Source organism: Vibrio salilacus (genome assembly GCF_002811245.1).
GTDB classification, from domain to species: Bacteria; Pseudomonadota; Gammaproteobacteria; order Enterobacterales; family Vibrionaceae; genus Vibrio; species Vibrio salilacus.
In genome coordinates this window covers 163606-181859 of record NZ_NIVQ01000007.1, presented here as the reverse complement: position 1 = coordinate 181859, position 18254 = coordinate 163606, and the positions used below count along the sequence as shown (strand labels likewise).

18 protein-coding genes are annotated in these 18254 nt (G+C 44.8%); 13 read left to right on the top strand and 5 right to left on the bottom strand.

The window, feature by feature from the left end; translation table 11 throughout:
- Window positions 1-123: 123 nt before the first annotated feature.
- A complete protein-coding gene (suhB, locus tag CDZ87_RS07410) occupies window positions 124-927 on the bottom strand; it encodes an inositol-1-monophosphatase (protein WP_100752933.1) in 804 nt (267 codons plus the stop codon).
- A 178-nt stretch (window positions 928-1105) separates the two neighbouring features.
- On the opposite strand from suhB, the gene trmJ reads away from it, so the two are divergent.
- From trmJ to fusA, 12 genes are all read left to right on the top strand, one after another.
- Window positions 1106-1828, top strand: coding sequence for a tRNA (cytosine(32)/uridine(32)-2'-O)-methyltransferase TrmJ (gene trmJ / locus CDZ87_RS07405; protein ID WP_100752931.1), 723 nt, complete (start codon window positions 1106-1108; stop codon window positions 1826-1828).
- A 122-nt stretch (window positions 1829-1950) separates the two neighbouring features.
- On the top strand, window positions 1951-2457 hold the full coding sequence (iscR, locus tag CDZ87_RS07400) for a Fe-S cluster assembly transcriptional regulator IscR (protein WP_100752930.1): 507 nt from the start codon (window positions 1951-1953) through the stop codon (window positions 2455-2457).
- Window positions 2458-2486: 29 nt separating this feature from the next.
- Complete coding sequence (locus CDZ87_RS07395; protein WP_100752929.1) at window positions 2487-3701, top strand: IscS subfamily cysteine desulfurase; 1215 nt, start codon at window positions 2487-2489, stop codon at window positions 3699-3701.
- A 49-nt stretch (window positions 3702-3750) separates the two neighbouring features.
- Window positions 3751-4134 carry a Fe-S cluster assembly scaffold IscU gene (gene iscU / locus CDZ87_RS07390; RefSeq protein ID WP_038175042.1) on the top strand — a complete coding sequence of 128 codons (384 nt, stop codon included), beginning with the start codon at window positions 3751-3753 and terminating at the stop codon, window positions 4132-4134.
- Window positions 4135-4201: 67 nt separating this feature from the next.
- The gene (iscA, locus tag CDZ87_RS07385; RefSeq protein WP_038175041.1) at window positions 4202-4525 is read left to right on the top strand and encodes an iron-sulfur cluster assembly protein IscA; all 324 of its coding nucleotides are present in this window, start codon (window positions 4202-4204) and stop codon (window positions 4523-4525) included.
- Between the two features lie 56 nt (window positions 4526-4581).
- On the top strand, window positions 4582-5097 hold the full coding sequence (gene hscB, locus CDZ87_RS07380) for a co-chaperone HscB (protein WP_100752928.1): 516 nt from the start codon (window positions 4582-4584) through the stop codon (window positions 5095-5097).
- A gap of 18 nt (window positions 5098-5115) precedes the next feature.
- Window positions 5116-6969, top strand: coding sequence for a Fe-S protein assembly chaperone HscA (gene hscA / locus CDZ87_RS07375; RefSeq protein WP_100752926.1), 1854 nt, complete (start codon window positions 5116-5118; stop codon window positions 6967-6969).
- An 11-nt stretch (window positions 6970-6980) separates the two neighbouring features.
- Window positions 6981-7319, top strand: a complete 339-nt coding sequence (fdx, locus tag CDZ87_RS07370; RefSeq protein WP_100752925.1) for an ISC system 2Fe-2S type ferredoxin — start codon at window positions 6981-6983, stop codon at window positions 7317-7319.
- Window positions 7320-7369: 50 nt separating this feature from the next.
- On the top strand, window positions 7370-7564 hold the full coding sequence (iscX, locus tag CDZ87_RS07365; protein WP_038175034.1) for a Fe-S cluster assembly protein IscX: 195 nt from the start codon (window positions 7370-7372) through the stop codon (window positions 7562-7564).
- 147 nt (window positions 7565-7711) lie between these two features.
- Window positions 7712-9010 carry an aminopeptidase PepB gene (pepB, locus tag CDZ87_RS07360; protein WP_100752923.1) on the top strand — a complete coding sequence of 433 codons (1299 nt, stop codon included), beginning with the start codon at window positions 7712-7714 and terminating at the stop codon, window positions 9008-9010.
- 57 nt (window positions 9011-9067) lie between these two features.
- Window positions 9068-9493: a nucleoside-diphosphate kinase gene (gene ndk, locus CDZ87_RS07355; RefSeq protein WP_100752921.1), complete on the top strand. Its 426-nt coding sequence runs from the start codon at window positions 9068-9070 to the stop codon at window positions 9491-9493.
- Between the two features lie 226 nt (window positions 9494-9719).
- Window positions 9720-11807, top strand: a complete 2088-nt coding sequence (gene fusA, locus CDZ87_RS07350) for an elongation factor G (protein ID WP_100752919.1) — start codon at window positions 9720-9722, stop codon at window positions 11805-11807.
- Window positions 11808-11902: 95 nt separating this feature from the next.
- Here fusA and CDZ87_RS07345 read toward each other — a convergent pair whose 3' ends face one another.
- The 3 genes from CDZ87_RS07345 to chrA all read right to left on the bottom strand — a co-directional run bounded on the left by CDZ87_RS07345 (window position 11903) and on the right by chrA (window position 16071).
- Window positions 11903-12802, bottom strand: a complete 900-nt coding sequence (locus CDZ87_RS07345; RefSeq protein ID WP_100752918.1) for a LysR substrate-binding domain-containing protein — start codon at window positions 12800-12802, stop codon at window positions 11903-11905.
- Window positions 12803-12914: 112 nt separating this feature from the next.
- Window positions 12915-14600, bottom strand: coding sequence for an AMP-binding protein (locus CDZ87_RS07340; protein WP_100752916.1), 1686 nt, complete (start codon window positions 14598-14600; stop codon window positions 12915-12917).
- Window positions 14601-14934: 334 nt separating this feature from the next.
- Window positions 14935-16071 carry a chromate efflux transporter gene (gene chrA / locus CDZ87_RS07330; RefSeq protein ID WP_100752915.1) on the bottom strand — a complete coding sequence of 379 codons (1137 nt, stop codon included), beginning with the start codon at window positions 16069-16071 and terminating at the stop codon, window positions 14935-14937.
- Window positions 16072-16177: 106 nt separating this feature from the next.
- Here chrA and CDZ87_RS07325 point away from each other — a divergent pair, with 106 nt between their 5' ends.
- Window positions 16178-17086 (top strand): LysR family transcriptional regulator, encoded by a 909-nt coding sequence (locus CDZ87_RS07325; protein WP_100752942.1) that lies wholly within the window; start codon window positions 16178-16180, stop codon window positions 17084-17086.
- Between the two features lie 198 nt (window positions 17087-17284).
- Here CDZ87_RS07325 and CDZ87_RS07320 read toward each other — a convergent pair whose 3' ends face one another.
- A complete protein-coding gene (locus CDZ87_RS07320; RefSeq protein WP_100752913.1) occupies window positions 17285-18187 on the bottom strand; it encodes a LysR family transcriptional regulator in 903 nt (300 codons plus the stop codon).
- Window positions 18188-18254 lie beyond the last annotated feature (67 nt).

The following is an 18254-nucleotide window of genomic DNA, read 5'->3' as shown; positions in this document are numbered from 1 at the left end:
AAGGACTCCTTTTAAGAAATCACATTAGATCACAAAATTAACGGAATTGGTATTAGAGCTCTGGTACAAAAAAGCCCACTCTTTTCGAGTGGGCGCAATATCAGCTGTGACGAAGTTTTGATATTATTTTAAGATTGCTTCATTACCGTTTTCACGGATATGTTTGAGTATGCCTTTCACACCACGAGCACTTGAGGCTACAACGTTGCCTGACTTCATGTAGTCAGTACCGCCTGAAAAATCAGTGACAATAACACCAGCTTCACGGGCAATTAGTTCACCAGCTGCGATGTCCCAAGGCTTGAGTCCTAGCTCAAAGAAGCCATCAATACGACCAGCCGCTAGGTAGCAAAGATCAAGAGCGGGAGAGCCCATGCGGCGGAAATCGGCGCAATCTGCGAATAGCGATGACATGATTTTAAAGAAAGACTCGGCATGTTGTTTCTGTTTGTATGGAAGGCCTGTTGCGATAACTGTACCTTGCAAATCTTTAAGTTGTTTAACGCGAATACGCGAGTTGTTCAGTTGAGCACCTGAGCCGCGTTGTGCACTAAAGAGCTCATTAAGCATTGGGTCATAGACACATGCCACTTCGGTTTTTCCTTTGAAACGAACTGCGATAGAGACAGAAAAGTGAGGTAAACCTTTTACAAAGTTTGTGGTGCCATCCAGTGAGTCAATGATCCATTGTACGTCATTATCTTTACCGTCGATTGCGCCATGCTCTTCTGCGACAATACAGTGTTCAGGATAAGAAGCCTGAATAGTATCGATAATGAGCGTTTCCGCTTCTTTGTTTACGTTAGTAACAAAGTCATTCGTGCCTTTTTGAGTCGATTCGATCTTCTCAGCATTTTCTAAAGATTTAGCAATATGATTGCCAGCTTTTCGTGCAGCACGAATAGCGATATTAAGCATTGGATGCATACTAATTTCCCAACGGATGTTAAAGAACAGAAAAACGGCGGTGAGTATATCAGATAAATCATTAAATGGAAGTGGCTAATTTTTGTTCTTTTGTTTTTATAACGCATAAGGGTCTGACCATTTTACTTAGGTATATGATACTATCTTGCGGCTTCGTTTTTAGTGTTAGGATTTTATCATGCTCGACAACGTCACAGTGGTTCTGGTTGGAACTTCTCACTCTGGAAATATTGGCTCGGCAGCGCGTGCCATGAAAGTGATGGGATTGACGAATTTAGTTCTAGTTGACCCTCAATGCAGTGTTGATGATCAAACACTTGCCTTAGCAGCAGGTGCAGCAGACATCGCTCAGAACGCGACGATTGTCGATACCCTTAATGATGCTGTTGCGGAGTGCTCGCTCGTTGTAGGCTCTAGTGCACGCTCTCGTACGCTAGAATGGCCAATGTTAGAGCCACGAGAGTGTGGTCAGAAATTTGTTGAACAAGGTCAGTCTGCACCAGTGGCGTTAGTTTTTGGCCGGGAGCGCACTGGGCTTACCAATGAAGAGCTGCAAACTTGTCACTATCACGTCTGTATTCCCGCTAACCCTGAGTATAGCTCTCTCAATTTAGCTATGGCGGTGCAAACATTGAGTTATGAAGTAAGAATGGCTTATCTTGAATATCAACAAAGCCAGTTTTTTGTAGAAGATCAAGTTGAATATCCACGTCACAAAGAGCTAGAAATGTTTTTCACGCATCTTGAAAAAGTAGTTAAACAGACCCAATTCATTAGTGATAAACAGCCTGGTAAAGTGATGAATAAACTTCGTCGATTGTTTAACCGTGCTCGTCCTGAAGCTCAAGAGCTGAATATTCTACGTGGTATTTTAACTGCAATAGAGAAGCATGTTTCCTAACAATAGTACCCATGTAAATAGAGTGGTTAAATACCTGACTAATTTAGTCAATTAAATACTTGACCATTTTAGTCAGGTATGAAAGAATTGATGCCACATGAATGATGTGGAAATGGTGTTCTATGAGACTTACATCTAAAGGAAGATATGCAGTGACAGCCATGTTAGATGTGGCTCTACACTCACAACAAAATCCTGTGCCTCTTGCGGATATTTCAGAGCGTCAGGGTATCTCTTTATCATATCTAGAGCAGCTCTTCTCTAAATTGCGCAAAGCTGGTTTAGTCACGAGTGTTCGTGGGCCAGGCGGTGGTTACCGTTTAGGTGAAGATGCAAGCTCGATTGCAATCGGTACTGTGATTGCAGCGGTGGATGAATCAGTCGATGCCACCAAATGCAACGGTAAAGCAGACTGTCAAGGTGGCTCTCGTTGCTTAACACATACACTATGGCGTGACTTAAGCTCACGTATCAGCGACTTCTTAAATAATATTACGCTCGGTGAGCTGATGAAAGATAATGAAGTGCTAGAAACTACCGAACGACAAGACTTAGAGCTTGTTGTAAATAATGGGTTCGCTAATAAAAATACTCACACTGCACCCATTGGTGTGAACGTCCGCTCTTAAGCGGTCAGCTTGTTACATTGGAGTAAAAAATGAAACTGCCTATTTATCTTGATTATTCAGCGACCTGCCCCGTAGATCCACGTGTAGCTGAAAAAATGGTTCAGTACATGACCATGGATGGTACGTTTGGTAACCCAGCGTCACGTTCACATCGTTACGGTTGGCAGGCAGAAGAAGCGGTTGATACTGCGCGTGAACAGATTGCTGACTTGCTCAACGCTGATCCACGCGAAATTGTATTTACCTCAGGTGCGACTGAGTCCGATAACCTTGCGATTAAAGGTGCTGCGCACTTCTATGCGAAGAAAGGCAAGCATGTAATTACATGTAAAACTGAGCACAAAGCTGTACTCGATCCTTGCCGCCAACTTGAGCGTGAAGGTTTTGACGTTACTTACTTAGAGCCAGAGTCGAACGGTCTGATTGACCTAAACAAGCTTGAAGCTGCTATGCGTGAAGACACTGTGCTCGTATCAATCATGCATGTCAATAACGAAATCGGTGTGATTCAAGATATTGCATCAATTGGCGAACTGTGTCGTGAACATAAGATCGTTTTTCATGTTGATGCAGCTCAGTCAGCAGGTCGATTGCCTCTTGATGTACAAGAGATGAAAGTTGACCTCATCTCTCTTTCTGCACACAAGGCCTACGGCCCTAAAGGTATTGGTGCGCTCTACGTTCGTCGTAAACCACGAATTCGCCTAGAAGCGCAAATGCACGGTGGTGGTCATGAACGTGGTTTCCGCTCTGGTACGCTCCCGACTCACCAAATTGTTGGTATGGGTGAAGCATTCCGTATCGCAAAAGAAGATATGCAAAAAGATTTCGAGCACGCTTTAGCGCTGCGTAATCGTCTATTTGACGGTGTAAAAGATCTAGAAGCAGTTACGGTTAACGGCGACTTTGAACAACGTGTACCACACAACTTAAACATCAGCTTTGCTTTTGTTGAAGGTGAGTCATTGCTGATGTCATTGAAAGACTTAGCGGTGTCTTCAGGTAGTGCATGTACTTCTGCCAGTCTAGAGCCATCTTACGTTTTACGCGCTCTTGGTCTAAACGATGAGTTAGCACATAGCTCAGTGCGTTTCTCATTTGGTCGTTTTACCACTGAAGAAGAAATCGACTACGCAATCGAACAAATTCGTACGGCAGTGATTAAGCTGCGAGACATGTCTCCTCTATGGGATATGTATAAAGAAGGAATTGATCTAAGTACAGTTGAGTGGGCACACCACTAACCGAACATTTCATTCCAAGGATAGAGATAGAGGATTCGAGGTAAATATCATGGCATATAGCGAAAAAGTAATTGATCACTACGAGAACCCACGTAACGTTGGTTCATTTGATAAAGAAGACCCATCAATCGGTAGCGGTATGGTTGGCGCACCGGCTTGTGGGGACGTAATGAAGCTTCAAATCAAGGTCACGCCAGAAGGCATTATCGAAGATGCGAAGTTTAAAACTTACGGTTGTGGTAGTGCTATAGCATCAAGCTCTCTCGTCACCGAATGGGTGAAAGGTAAGAGTATTGACGATGCTGCGTCAATCAAAAACTCGGAAATTGCTGACGAGTTGGAACTACCACCAGTAAAAGTCCACTGTTCAATTCTTGCCGAAGACGCAATTAAAGCAGCAGTCGCAGACTACAAGAAAAAACACCAACAATAAGTAATCCGTATATAATGGGAGGCCTCCTCCTCCCATTTCATTCGCAATAAAGAGACTAAGGTGCAGTATGGCCATCACAATGACAGAAACCGCGGCAAATCGCGTTAGATCATTCCTAGACAGCCGAGGAAAAGGTATCGGTTTACGCTTGGGTGTTAAAACGACGGGCTGTTCTGGTATGGCGTATGTGTTGGAATTCGTTGATGAGCTTAATGAAGAGGATCAAGTCTTTGAACATGAAGATGTCAAAGTAATTATTGATCAGAAAAGCTTGGTTTATCTCGATGGTACTGAGCTTGACTACGTTAAAGAAGGTCTCAATGAAGGGTTTGAGTTTAACAACCCGAATGCGAAGGGTGAATGTGGTTGTGGTGAAAGCTTCAACGTTTAATTGATAGCACCAGTAAGCTTTGGCTTGCTGGTAAAATACCAGGGACCGAATTCAACATGAATTACTTTGAATTATTTGGGCTACCAAGTCAGTTTACGCTGGATGGTAGCCTTCTTGCTTCTCAGTTCCGTCAACTGCAAACGCAGTTTCATCCTGACAAATTTGCTACTGCGTCTGAGCGTGATCGATTAATGGCGGTTCAAAAAGCGGCGCAGATCAACGACGCTTACCAAATACTCAAAAGCCCTATTTCTCGCGCTGAATATTTGCTTGCCGAAAACGGTGTCGAGCTGCGTGGTGAGCAACAAACGATGCAAGACCCTATGTTCTTGATGGAACAAATGGAGTTGCGTGAAGAGTTGGAAGACATCGCCGGCAGTGACGATCCTGAAAGTGCATTGTTCGACTTTGACACTAAGGTATCAAAAATGTTTAAACAGCAGTTAGTGAGTGTCGAGCAAGAGCTCAACGATAGTGATTGGTCACACGCAGCGGATCGAGTGCGCAAACTTAAATTTATTGCCAAATTAAAACATGAAATCGAGCTAGTAGAAGAGAAACTCCTCGGCTAGTCAACAACAAGGATCAGCATGGCACTACTTCAAATTGCAGAGCCGGGCCAGAGCTCGGCTCCTCATCAGCATAAACTTGCTGCAGGTATCGACTTAGGTACAACCAACTCTTTGGTTGCATCCGTACGCAGTGGTGAGGCGACAACCCTCAATGACGAGCAAGGTGTGAGTCTATTACCTTCCGTCGTGAACTATTCGGGCGATGCACCTGAAGTCGGTTACAGCGCGAAAGCTAAAGCAGAAGTTGATCCGGTGAACACCATTATTTCGGTTAAGCGTTTGTTGGGTCGTTCTTTAAGTGATATCCAAACGCGTTACCCAAGCTTGCCATATAACTTTAAGACCAGTGATAACGGACTGCCAGTACTTGAAACGGCAATGGGAATGAAAAACCCGATTGAAGTTTCTGCCGATATTTTGCGTACCCTTGGCCAGCGAGCAGAAAATACGCTCGGTGGTGAGCTTGCGGGGGTTGTGATTACTGTTCCAGCTTACTTTGATGATGCACAGCGTGCAGGCACAAAAGATGCGGCAAAGCTTGCAGGCTTACATGTACTGCGCTTGTTGAATGAACCGACGGCTGCGGCTATTGCCTATGGTCTAGATTCGGCTCAAGAAGGGGTGATTGCGGTTTATGACTTAGGCGGCGGCACATTCGATATCTCTATCCTTCGTTTATCTAAAGGGGTATTTGAAGTATTAGCTACGGGTGGTGACTCTGCACTTGGCGGTGATGATTTTGATCACTTGTTAGCAGACTACCTAATAGATAAAGCTGGTATTAGTACGCCGTTAACGGCTGAGCAAAATCGAGTTAGTCTGAATGTAGCCACCAAAACAAAGATTGCTTTCTCTGCACAAGATGAAGTGAGTGTGGAGCTATTAGGTTGGTCAGGCCGTATCACACGACTTGAGTTTGAAGATCTTATTCGCCCGCTGGTTAAGAAAACCTTGATGTCTTGTCGACGGGCCTTAAAAGACGCCGATATTGATGCAAATGAAGTACTAGAAGTCGTGATGGTTGGAGGTTCAACTCGTACGCTTTTAGTCCGTGAAATGGTTGGTGAGTTTTTTGGTCGTACGCCATTAACCAGTATTAATCCTGATGAAGTGGTTGCGATTGGCGCGGGTATCCAAGCTGATATTCTTGTCGGTAACAAGCCTGATTCAGAAATGCTGCTATTAGATGTGATTCCACTGTCACTCGGTATTGAGACTATGGGTGGTTTGGTGGAAAAAATTGTTCCCCGTAACACGACGATTCCAGTGGCGCGTGCACAAGAGTTTACCACGTTCAAAGATGGGCAAACGGCGATGAGTGTGCATGTTGTACAGGGCGAGCGCGAGATGGTCGATGACTGCCGTTCTCTTGCCCGATTCTCACTTAAAGGTATACCGCCAATGACGGCTGGTGCGGCCCATGTTCGTGTGACTTACCAAGTTGATGCTGATGGCCTATTATCTGTCACTGCAATGGAAAAAAGCACCGGTGTACAGTCTGAAATACAGGTCAAGCCATCTTACGGTTTGAGCGATGATGAAGTGGCTAACATGCTGCGTGAATCAATGACGCATGCTAAAGATGATATGCAGGCACGAGCGCTCGCTGAACAGCGTGTCGAGGCAGATCGCGTTATCGAAGGCCTGATTGTTGCCATGCAACAAGATGGCGATGATCTACTCTCTGAACAAGAGAGAGCTGAACTGATTAACGCGATTGAAGCGCTTATTGAACTGCGCAATAGCGGCGATGCCGATGCTATTGAGCAAGGAATAAAAGACACAGACAAAGCAAGCCAAGCGTTTGCGTCACGTCGTATGGATAAATCGATTCGAGCTGCATTGGCAGGTCAATCCGTAAATGATATTTAAGAGATAAAGATATGCCTAAGATTATTGTACTTCCGCATGAAGACTTGTGCCCAGAAGGTGCGGTATTAGAAGCTGAACAGGGTCAAACTGTACTTGATGTCGCGCTTAAAAATGGCATCAGCATTGAACATGCTTGTGAAAAATCATGTGCGTGTACGACTTGCCACGTGGTTATCCGTGAGGGATTTGATTCTCTTGATGAGAGCGATGAACTTGAAGATGACATGCTTGATAAAGCTTGGGGGCTGGAGCCGGAATCGAGACTAGGTTGTCAGGCTCGAATCACCGATGAAGATCTCGTGGTTGAAATTCCTAAGTACACATTAAACCACGCTTCTGAAGACCATTAATCGATTTTCAGACAAGGCTACTTAGTTATAATACGAAAGGAAGGTAATGTATGAAATGGACTGACTCTCGTGACATTGCGATAGAGCTATGTGACAAGTTTCCTGACATTGATCCTAAAAATGTGCGTTTTACCGATCTGCATCAGTGGATAACAGAACTTGATGAGTTTGATGACGAGCCTAATCGTTCTAACGAAAAAATTTTAGAAGCGATTATTCTTTGTTGGATGGATGAAATGGACTAACCCTGATGGGAAACCCATCATAGTTAACAAATTTTACGAAAAAAAACGGACCTTTTGGTCCGTTTTTTATTAATTTCATTTTAAAGTGTTAACATCCAGCAGTAACTAGAAAGGCGTAGGCAACGCCAGCAAAGACAAGGAGAAACCATGTCTACACAGATGTCAGTATTTCTAAGCCAGTCACCGGCAGCAGCGCAATGGGGTGACAAGGCGATCGTTTCTTTTTTAGACAATAATGCGACTATCCATCTAGAGGGTAGCGATGATCTTGGCGCAATTCAGCGCGCAGCACGTAAACTTGATAGCCACGGAATCTTCAGTGTCTCACTTGAAGGTCAAGGTTGGAATTTAGAAAACATTTGGTCCTTTCATCAAGGTTATCGTGGGCCGAAGCAAGTCAATCAGATGATTTGGCAACCCCTTGCTGACAACGAGCAGGCCGAGTTGAATGCTCGTATCACAGCAACCGATTTTACTCGTAATATCATCAATAAGCCGGCAGAAGAAGTTGCCCCGCGTCAACTCGCCTCAATGGCGGCGGAATTCATCAAGTCAGTCGCACCTGAAGGCTCTGTCACGGTACGTATTGTCAAAGATAAAGACTTATTGACAGAGGGATGGCAGGGCATTTACGCCGTAGGGCGTGGTTCAGAGCGTACGTCAGCGATGCTACAACTTGACTTCAATCCGACAGGCGATGAAAACGCGCCAGTGTTTGCTTGTTTAGTTGGTAAAGGTATCACCTTTGATTCTGGTGGTTATAGCATTAAACCTTCTAATTTTATGACTTCGATGAAAGCGGATATGGGCGGTTCTGGTACCATTACAGGTGGTCTTGGTCTAGCTATCATGCGTGGATTAAATAAACGTGTAAAACTGATTCTTTGCTGTGCAGAAAATATGATCTCGGGGCGAGCTCTCAAATTAGGCGATATTATCACCTATAAAAATGGTAAAACGGTTGAGATTATGAATACTGATGCCGAAGGGCGTTTAGTATTAGCAGATGGCTTGATGTTCGCTAGTGAACAAAAACCTGAACTTATTATCGACTGCGCAACACTTACTGGTGCGGCAAAAAATGCATTAGGCAATGACTATCATGCATTAATGAGTTTTGATGATGAACTGTCACATCAGGCCCTAACGGCAGCACACGCAGAGAAAGAGGGCTTGTGGCCACTTCCTTTGGCTGATTTTCACCGTGAAATGCTCCCATCAAACTTTGCTGATTTATCGAATATTAGTAGCGGCGATTACGCCCCAGGAGCCAGCACGGCGGCGGCTTTTTTGTCATATTTTGTTGAAGATTACAAAAAAGGTTGGTTGCACTTTGACTGTGCTGCTACCTATCGCAAAGCACCAACAGACAAATGGGCGGCAGGTGCGACCGGTGTTGGTGTTCGCACTTTAGCGGGATTGTTACTTCAACAAGCAGAAAAATAATATCAAGAGGTCGTAGAGCCTCTTTCATTACAACAAAGAAAACGAAAGGATACCCTTATGGCTCTAGAAAGAACTTTTTCCATTGTTAAGCCTGATGCAGTAGAACGTAATCTTATTGGTGAAATTTACCACCGTATAGAAAAAGCAGGTTTGAGAATTATTGCTGCTAAAATGGTACATTTGACTGAAGAACAGGCGAGTGCTTTTTACGCAGAACATGAAGGCAAAGAATTTTTCCCTGCTTTGAAAGAGTACATGACTTCGGGGCCAGTGATGGTTCAAGTACTTGAAGGTGAAGATGCGATTGCACGTTACCGTGAGTTGATGGGGAAAACTAACCCAGAACAAGCCGCTTGTGGTTCGATTCGAGCTGACTACGCGCTTAGTATGCGTCATAACTCAGTCCATGGTTCAGATAGCCCCGAGTCGGCTGCGCGTGAGATCGAGTTCTTTTTTCCGAGTTCGGAAATTTGTCCGCGTTAATCGCCCAATGAACACGAAACTTATTGGTGCTGCTGGTACTATCAAGCAGCATTTCTAATAGCAAAATATTAAGCTTGTTCGCAGATCATTGGTAAGAGTGATGAGTAATTCCTGCTAGTATTGGAAGGACAAGTTTTTTTGAGCACAAACACACGCAAGGGTATCAGTCTTGACAGATTGTGATATACTCTGCGCGCAATTTATACCTTATAAACAGAGTAAGACAATGGCAGATTTATCAAAGTACAGAAACATTGGTATTTTCGCGCACGTTGATGCGGGTAAAACGACCACTACGGAGCGTATCCTAAAGCTCACTGGTAAAATCCACAAAACGGGTGAAGTACACGACGGTGAGTCTACTACCGACTTCATGGAGCAGGAAGCTGAGCGTGGTATTACAATCCAATCAGCAGCGGTAACTTGTGAGTGGAATGGTCACCGTTTAAACGTTATCGATACTCCGGGACACGTTGACTTTACAGTAGAAGTATACCGTTCTCTTAAAGTTCTTGATGGTGGTATCGGTGTATTCTGTGGTTCTGGTGGTGTTGAGCCTCAGTCAGAAACAAACTGGCGCTATGCGAACGACTCAGAAGTTGCTCGTTTGATCTTCGTTAACAAGCTAGACCGTATGGGTGCAGACTTCTTCAACGTTGTTGATCAAGTGAAGAACGTTCTTGGTGCAAACCCATTAGTTATGACACTACCTATCGGCCGTGAAGATGACTTTATCGGTGTTGTTGATGTACTAAGCCGTAAAGCTTTCGTATGGGATGACACTGGCCTTCCAGAAAACTACGAAATCAAAGATGTCCCAGAAGACATGGTTGATGAAGTTGAACAGTATCGTGAAGAGCTAGTTGAAACTGCTGTAGAGCAAGACGACGACCTAATGGAAGCGTACATGGAAGGTGAAGAGCCTTCTATCGAAGACCTAAAACGTTGTATCCGTAAAGGTACTCGTGACCTAGCGTTCTTCCCAACATACTGTGGTTCTGCATTCAAAAACAAAGGTATGCAGCTTATCCTAGACGCAGTTGTAGATTACCTACCAGCGCCAGCAGAAGTTGATCCTCAGCCACTAACTGATCCAGAAACAGGTGAGCCAACAGGCGAAGTTGCTACAGTATCAGTAGATGAGCCTCTACGTGCACTTGCGTTTAAGATTATGGATGACCGCTTCGGCGCGCTAACCTTTATCCGTATTTACTCTGGCCGCATGAAGAAGGGTGATACCATCCTTAACTCTGCAACAGGTAAAACTGAACGTATCGGCCGTATGTGTGAAATGCAGGCGGATGAGCGTAACGAGCTAACTGAAGCTCAAGCTGGCGACATCATCGCGATTGTTGGTATGAAGAACGTTCAAACAGGTCACACACTATGTGATCCTAAGCATGAATGTACTCTAGAAGCGATGATCTTCCCAGAACCAGTAATCTCAATCGCAGTTGCACCTAAAGATAAAGGTTCTACTGAGAAAATGGGTATCGCGATCGGTAAAATGGTTGCAGAAGATCCATCTTTCCAAGTTGAGACTGATGAAGATTCAGGCGAGACTATCCTGAAAGGTATGGGTGAACTTCACCTAGACATCAAGGTAGATATCCTTAAACGTACTTACGGCGTTGAGCTAGAAGTAGGTGCTCCACAGGTAGCTTACCGTGAAACTATCACTCAACCTGTTGAAGATAGCTACACGCATAAGAAACAGTCTGGTGGTTCTGGTCAGTTCGCGAAAATCGACTACCGTATCAAACCTGGTGAGCCAAACTCTGGTTACACGTTTAAGTCATCAGTTGTTGGTGGTAACGTACCGAAAGAATTCTGGCCTGCAGTTGAGAAAGGCTTCGGTTCTATGATGGAAACGGGTGTTCTTGCTGGCTTCCCAACGCTAGACGTTGAAGTTGAACTATTCGACGGTGGTTTCCACGCAGTTGACTCTTCAGCTATCGCTTACGAAATTGCAGCGAAAGGTGCATTCCGTCAGTCTATGCCTAAAGCGGGCGCACAGCTTCTTGAGCCTATCATGAAAGTTGACGTGTTCACTCCAGAAGACAACGTTGGTGATGTAATCGGTGACCTTAACCGTCGTCGTGGTATGATCAAAGACCAACAAGCTGGTGCTACTGGTGTTCGTATTAAAGCTGACGTTCCTCTTTCAGAAATGTTCGGTTACATCGGTCACCTACGTACTATCACTTCAGGCCGTGGTCAGTTCTCTATGGAGTTCGCACACTACGCACCTTGTCCAGCAAACGTTGCTGAGCAAGTTATTGCTGAAGTTAAAGAGCGTAACGCTAAGAAGTAATTCTTTTTGTTAGCTTAATAGCTTAAAAAAGCCCCTGAAGTGAAAATTTCAGGGGTTTTTTATTGGTCGTTCAGTATGCTGAGGACTACGTGTGTCTACTCAATAACCTCACTTTGTAACCAGTTGGCAAATGCGGCGATACGATTCCGACGAGGGGACTTCTCATCATAAAAAAGATTGAACTGAATCCCCGGCGTCATACCGATATCAAATGGTTTGATTAGTAAGCCTCGTTCGACATAATCACTCGCCAGTGAGTCACTAGCCAAACAGGCACCATGACCTGCCATGACCGCGTTCATAGCATGATCAAAGGTGCTTACATCCATCCATTGAACCGAGTCTTTGTTCATACTGACGCCCGCTTGAGCAAACCAGGTCTGCCAAGGGTAGCCACCAGACTCATAATGGATCAGCCAGCAATTGAGTAGCTGTTCGGGTGAGGTCAATTGGATTGAATCAGCTAAATGGGGCGAGCAAAAAGGATAAATGGTTTCTTCGAACAAAAGATGTTTATTGAGTTGCTGTTCTCCAGTGAGATCAAGCTCGTCACCTTGCCAGATTGCGACATCGACATCACCTTGCTTAAGTTTAGGAGCATCACAACTGGTAATAATTCGGATCGGAATACCAGGGTGCTGAATCGAGAATTTCCACAACCTAGGCAGTAGCCAACGAGAGGCGAAAGAAGGAGTCGAGCTGACGCATAGCAGGCCTTCAACCGGTTCATTTTGGATCTGGTTTAAACCTGTGATGATGTAATCAAAACCAAGCGAGACATGACGAAAGAGAATCTTACCAGCCTCTGTTAGGCGCATCTCTCTGCCATCGCGGACAAACAGTTTGCAACCAAGGCCATCTTCAAGTTGACGAATCTTTTGACTGACCGCCGCTTGGCTAATACAGAGCTCATTTGCAGCTCGACTATAGCTCTTGAGCCTAGCGGCGACTTCAAAGTAACGCAATCCTGGTAAATGATGCAGCCTTGCATCCATATTTTATCCCTAACTATTCATCACTTATCTTGGCATCATAATCGCTTTAGTTGAAAATGCAAAAAGGAGAGCGCTGCTCTCCTAATTGTTGTGTTGATAGTTGGCTGGCAAGCTATTCTTCCCAAACGACCAGTTGGCCTTTAGGCCAGTTTTGTCCCATCTCGTGATACTTTTGTTCAAGAACGTGACGTTTAATTTTTAGCGTAGGTGTCAAAATACCATTTTCAATCGTCCATGGGTCTTTGATCATCAGCACGCCTTTGATTTGCTCGTGAGACTCAAGATCAGAGTTCATTCGAGCAATGACTTTGTTCGTGGTTCGTTCATAACGTTTGCGATCAAAATTAGGGAAGTCATGGGGTACGACTAACAAAATCGGGCCGGGTAAGCCAAGTCCGATCAGACACATCATCTCGACACGGCTGTACTCAAATAGTTTTTTCTCAATTGGTACAGGGGCGACGAACTTACCTTTTGCAGTTTTGAAGGTGTCTTTTTTACGCCCTTGAATCGTCAAATATCCTTCGCTGTCGATCGCGCCGATATCGCCAGTGTGGAGCCAACCATTAGCGTCAAATGACTCTTGAGTGGCAATATCATTTTTATAATAGCCGGAGAACATCCCCTTGCTGCGAACCATGATCTCTTGGTCATTGGCAATTTTTAATTCGATACCTGGCCCGGCGTTACCGACACTGCCAATCTTGTCGGCTCTAAATGGGTAGTTTAGGGTGCTGTAAGCGAAAGATTCGGTCATCCCCCAAGCTTCAGTAATGTGTAAGCCCACACTGTGATACCACTCAAGCAGAGCGGGAGACACTGGCGCCGAGCCACAACCTAGCACTCGTGCTTTATCCAACCCAAGTCCTTCTGCGAGCTTCTTCTTGATTAATGAGTTAACGAACGGGATCTTGAGCAGTAAGTTAAGTTTTTTAGGCGGAAGTTTATCTTGGATTCGTTGCTGGAATAATGTCCACAAGCGTGGTACTGAGATGAACAGCGTCGGACGCTGCATCTTAACATCTTCGATAAAGGTATCGAGAGACTCTGGAAAAGCGGTTTGCACACCGCCTAGGATAGAAGAGCCAAAAATGTAAACACGCTCGGTGATATGAGCGAGCGGCAAGTAAGAGAAAAGACGGTCATTGTTCTCGATACCAATATGATTGATCAACTGCTGAGCTGACCAACTAAATGCGCCGTAAGTGAGCATCGCCCCTTTCGGTAATCCTGATGTTCCCGATGTGTATACGATAGACATCAGTTTATCGTCATAGTGTTCTGGGCGATTTGTCGTCGGTATCGCTTTGGCTATCTGCTCAGAATATTGGTATTGACAGTTTGGCGCCGAGTCATAAGGCAGTGAAATCGTAATCAGCTCGCTAATTGAATCGATGGCTTGCTGTGTTGCGGCTTTGTCGTCGAGCTTACCCGCGATAAGCGCTTTGCTTTCACTATGCGTTAAGCAGTATTCAATAGTGTCCGCTCCCGCAGTAGGGAAAATCGGTACACTGACAAAGTCACCAAGCGTCATGGCCAAATCGCAAATAAACCATTCGGCACAGTTTTTTGAAACCAATGCGACTTTATCGCCTGGCTGGATACCCAGTTCATTTAACACACTTACCAATTTTAGCGCTTGGTCAGCGACTTGCGCGTAAGTGAACTCGACATGTTGGCGATTAATGGTCTGTTTCAAATAGACCTGATCTGGGCGCTCTTGTGCCCATTTTAAGATCATCTCATTCGGCGGGGGGAGAGCACAGTGTGGTTTGCTTAACTCGTTAGGCTGAATCATTCTCTAACTCCGTGTTATTGGCAAAATATTATATTTATTGTTAATAGAATGTTAACTCTAACATGCTCACTAAAAGGGATGAAAGCAATTATCGAGAGTTTGCGTTCATCTTGTGACCATGACACCGTTAATTTACTTGACGTTAGATTGCAGGGCTAATCCCCGTTTTTCTTTAAAATGCGTGAAAAGTAAGAGACATCATTGTGGCCGCACTGAAATGCAATCATACCTCCACTGGCTTTCTCAAACGGTGTGTTGTTACAAAAAGACCGTGGGGGTAACTTAAATAGAGGAGAGTCTTGCTTCCTTCACTTGCTGTAGATGAGTGGCCTGGCTAGCCTTTCAGCAGTCCCGCGAAGATGAAACATGCCACCATCCAAATAATAGGTAATTTGTGCTGTTTGAGTAGGTAGAACCCGAATAAAACCAAGGCGATATCGATCGTCTCGAATACTGCGCTAACAAAAACAGGTTGATAAAGAGCCGCAATTAGCAGACCAACCACTGCGGCATTGACACCGTTTACCGCGCCAGACACTTTAGGATTTTGAGCTAAAGATTGCCAGTTTTTTAGTACCCCAAGCAGCAGCAAAAAACCAGGAAGAAACACCGCTAAAGTAGCCGTTATGGCGCCTAAAATCGGTGCGTTTGGCAGTAATTGATAACCGATGTAAGTTGCGAAGGTAAACATTGGCCCGGGCACTGCCTGAGCGGCGGCATAGCCGGTTAGAAAAGCATCTTGGCTAAGTTGGTCACCGACAATGTTTTGCAACAGTGGCAGAACAACATGACCACCACCAAACACTAAGCTTCCCGCTTGAAAGAAGTCATTAAATAGCCCAAGTTGTGGTATTACCTGCGCCGCAATTGGCAGACCAAACAACAAACCTAAAAAGATCGCCACTGGCAAGACAGAGGGCTTGAATGGGGCGCAATCGATGTGGTCACTATTTCCTAGCCATTGAACACCGATCAACGCGGCAATGATCAGTACGGTTATTTGCGTTGCGATACTAGGAATAAGCAGCAAAGCGATTGCAGTGAACACACATAAGCTGGCAGATAAGCGCTGTTGGCAAAAGTTTTTATACATTCCCCAAGCCGCATCGGCAACCACCACCACCGCCAGCAGTTTTAAGCCATGAACGACATTGTTAAACGCATTAGTATCAGTCAATTGACTGCTCAATACTGCGAGTGCCAGCATGATCACAATGGAAGGAAGCGTAAAGCCTAAAAACGCCATACAAGCACCGCCCAAGCCGCCGCGTTTATACCCTAATGCAAAACCAACTTGGCTAGAACCAGGCCCCGGCAAAAACTGACTCAGAGCAACGATTTGTCCATACTTTTTATCATCAAGCCATTTTAGCTTCTCAACAAAAGTATGACGAAAGTAGCCAATATGAGCGGCAGGGCCACCAAAACTAATCCACCCTAGCCAGAAAAAGGTTTTAAAAATAGACAACATGGCGTTGGCTTCTTATTTAATAAACAGTGCCGATAATTTACGGAATGCGGTAGGATGATTCAAATTAATAGTCTTGATATTAACTATGAATTAAATGGGTTGGCTGATGAAAGAATTTAATTGGAAAGGGGTCGATCTAAATTTGCTGGTGGCGTTTCAAGCGCTTTATCAAACCCATAGTGTCAGCCTTGCCGCGCAGCGCTGTTTTGTCAGCCAAAGTGCCATGAGCCATACTTTGCAACGGATGCGATTGCTATTTGATGATCCTTTGTTTGAGCGAGTTGGTAGTCAAATGGAGCCGACTCAGCATGCTCAAGATATCGCCTCGGTTATTGATTCTTTGCTCATGAGTATTCAATGCGATCTATTGGTCAAGAAGCATTTTTCGCCGATTGAGTACTCTGGCGTATGGAAGATTGGTTTAACAGATTATGCCGAGCAACTGTTTGCTCCGGCTCTGTATGACTCGATAAAACAAGCTTCTCCGTTGGCACAGGTGAGCTTTTATAACGTTAATCGCAGTAACTATGTCGATATCGTCGAGCAAGAAAACCTCGATGTGGTCATTGGCAGTATTGAGAATATCAATCGGCGTTTTTTAAGTGAGCACCTCTATACTGAGCAACACTTGTGTCTGTTTGACCCGCAAGTGATCACGACCAATGACGCGATGGGTTTAGATGAATTTGTCGCTTATGAACATGCGTTGGTTAGCCCCGATGGCAGTTTACAAACCCAAGTGGATAAACGCCTGCATAAACTAGGCTATGAGCGTCAAGTTAAAGTGGCTTCACGAAACTTTCTCACCGTTCGCCGTTTGTTGTTGGGGCGAGCCTTAGTCTGTATCATGCCTAAGCGTTTTGCGCAGATGGAAATTGAGGCCCATGGGTTAAAAGCGATTTGCCCACCGCTCGAGATTCCTGATTTTGATATCAGTTTACTCTATCTTAAAGCCAATCAACATGAAGAGAAGAGTCTCTTCATGCGAGCACAAGTTAAGGCGGTGGTTCGCTAGTAACCAAGTTACTAGCGATCAATCCAATCATCACTCGACTTTTAAGCCATTATGGTCAAGATAGTCTGCCCATCAAATCGACAGCAGTGTGCGTATTGCCCCTGCTGATTTTACTTATTGCACGGTATAGCGGGTCCACACTTTCGAGCGCCAGCGACGCGATTTTGGGATCTTGGGTAAACAGGTTAATCACGCCGCTCAACAGGTTGACTTGCATCGGGCAAACCATTGCTGAACGAAATCAACAAATGCCATCATTTTAGTACTGCGGCGCAGCTGAGGCGGGAAAATCAGATAGATTTGGCTTTGCGCCAGTTGGTATTCAGGTAATAAACGCAATAAACGCCCACTTTCTAGCGCAGGGTTGACCAAATAACAGGGCATTTTGATGATACCTTGGCCTTGTTCCGCCGCTTTGAGTAGCAGTAGGTTATCGCTGATATAGAGATTACCACTGGTCTCGACATTGATAATATTTTGCTGTGCTTCAAACTGCCAATGACGTAAATGAGGGTCAGATAAGCAGTTGTGCGAGACTAACTGATTAGGGTGGCTCGGAGCCCCATATTTGGCGATGTATTGTGGTGAGGCACAGCAAAGATGCTGATAGGGCATCAACTTTTTGGCTACCATATTTTCAGGTGGTGTGTTGGTGGCGCGAATAGCTAAATCGAAAGGGCTTTTGGTCAAGTCTTGACGGTTGTAGCCAATGTCTAAGTCGAATTCTATTTGTGGATGCAGTGATTGAAACTCGGCGCAAATATCGATCAGAAAACGGTGACTAAAAATGGTTGGGGCGGTAATACTCAGCAGCCCACTGACATCACTTTTGGTGTGCTCTAGCTCTTTCTCCAGCTCCACAATTGAGGCATTAATGATGTGCATTTTCGCCAGTATTTTCTCACCAGCAGCCGTCAAACGTACGTTGCGCGTTGAGCGTATCAATAGGCTCGTGTTTAACTCTTGTTCCAATTGATTGATTTGCGAAGAGAGATAACTTCGCGAAATGCCCAAAGTATCCGCTGCTTTAGAAAAACTCAGTTGTTTCGCCACTTCACCAAAAAGCGTATAGCGCTCGAAACGTTTGTGTTTTTTATGCATGGGGGAATTTCAATAGAAGGCGGATTGCCTGAGTATATCGTTCAATATAGAAAATGAAACCTGATAA

What these genes read in the sequence shown, in the direction of transcription:
- suhB (WP_100752933.1), bottom strand. Translation starts at nt 927, where the DNA reads ATGCATCCAATGCTTAATATCGCTATTCGTGCTGCACGAAAAGCTGGC.
- trmJ (WP_100752931.1), top strand. Translation starts at nt 1,106, where the DNA reads ATGCTCGACAACGTCACAGTGGTTCTGGTTGGAACTTCTCACTCTGGA.
- iscR (WP_100752930.1), top strand. Translation starts at nt 1,951, where the DNA reads ATGAGACTTACATCTAAAGGAAGATATGCAGTGACAGCCATGTTAGAT.
- CDZ87_RS07395 (WP_100752929.1), top strand. Translation starts at nt 2,487, where the DNA reads ATGAAACTGCCTATTTATCTTGATTATTCAGCGACCTGCCCCGTAGAT.
- iscU (WP_038175042.1), top strand. Translation starts at nt 3,751, where the DNA reads ATGGCATATAGCGAAAAAGTAATTGATCACTACGAGAACCCACGTAAC.
- iscA (WP_038175041.1), top strand. Translation starts at nt 4,202, where the DNA reads ATGGCCATCACAATGACAGAAACCGCGGCAAATCGCGTTAGATCATTC.
- hscB (WP_100752928.1), top strand. Translation starts at nt 4,582, where the DNA reads ATGAATTACTTTGAATTATTTGGGCTACCAAGTCAGTTTACGCTGGAT.
- hscA (WP_100752926.1), top strand. Translation starts at nt 5,116, where the DNA reads ATGGCACTACTTCAAATTGCAGAGCCGGGCCAGAGCTCGGCTCCTCAT.
- fdx (WP_100752925.1), top strand. Translation starts at nt 6,981, where the DNA reads ATGCCTAAGATTATTGTACTTCCGCATGAAGACTTGTGCCCAGAAGGT.
- iscX (WP_038175034.1), top strand. Translation starts at nt 7,370, where the DNA reads ATGAAATGGACTGACTCTCGTGACATTGCGATAGAGCTATGTGACAAG.
- pepB (WP_100752923.1), top strand. Translation starts at nt 7,712, where the DNA reads ATGTCTACACAGATGTCAGTATTTCTAAGCCAGTCACCGGCAGCAGCG.
- ndk (WP_100752921.1), top strand. Translation starts at nt 9,068, where the DNA reads ATGGCTCTAGAAAGAACTTTTTCCATTGTTAAGCCTGATGCAGTAGAA.
- fusA (WP_100752919.1), top strand. Translation starts at nt 9,720, where the DNA reads ATGGCAGATTTATCAAAGTACAGAAACATTGGTATTTTCGCGCACGTT.
- CDZ87_RS07345 (WP_100752918.1), bottom strand. Translation starts at nt 12,802, where the DNA reads ATGGATGCAAGGCTGCATCATTTACCAGGATTGCGTTACTTTGAAGTC.
- CDZ87_RS07340 (WP_100752916.1), bottom strand. Translation starts at nt 14,600, where the DNA reads ATGATTCAGCCTAACGAGTTAAGCAAACCACACTGTGCTCTCCCCCCG.
- chrA (WP_100752915.1), bottom strand. Translation starts at nt 16,071, where the DNA reads ATGTTGTCTATTTTTAAAACCTTTTTCTGGCTAGGGTGGATTAGTTTT.
- CDZ87_RS07325 (WP_100752942.1), top strand. Translation starts at nt 16,178, where the DNA reads ATGAAAGAATTTAATTGGAAAGGGGTCGATCTAAATTTGCTGGTGGCG.
- CDZ87_RS07320 (WP_100752913.1), bottom strand. Translation starts at nt 18,187, where the DNA reads ATGCATAAAAAACACAAACGTTTCGAGCGCTATACGCTTTTTGGTGAA.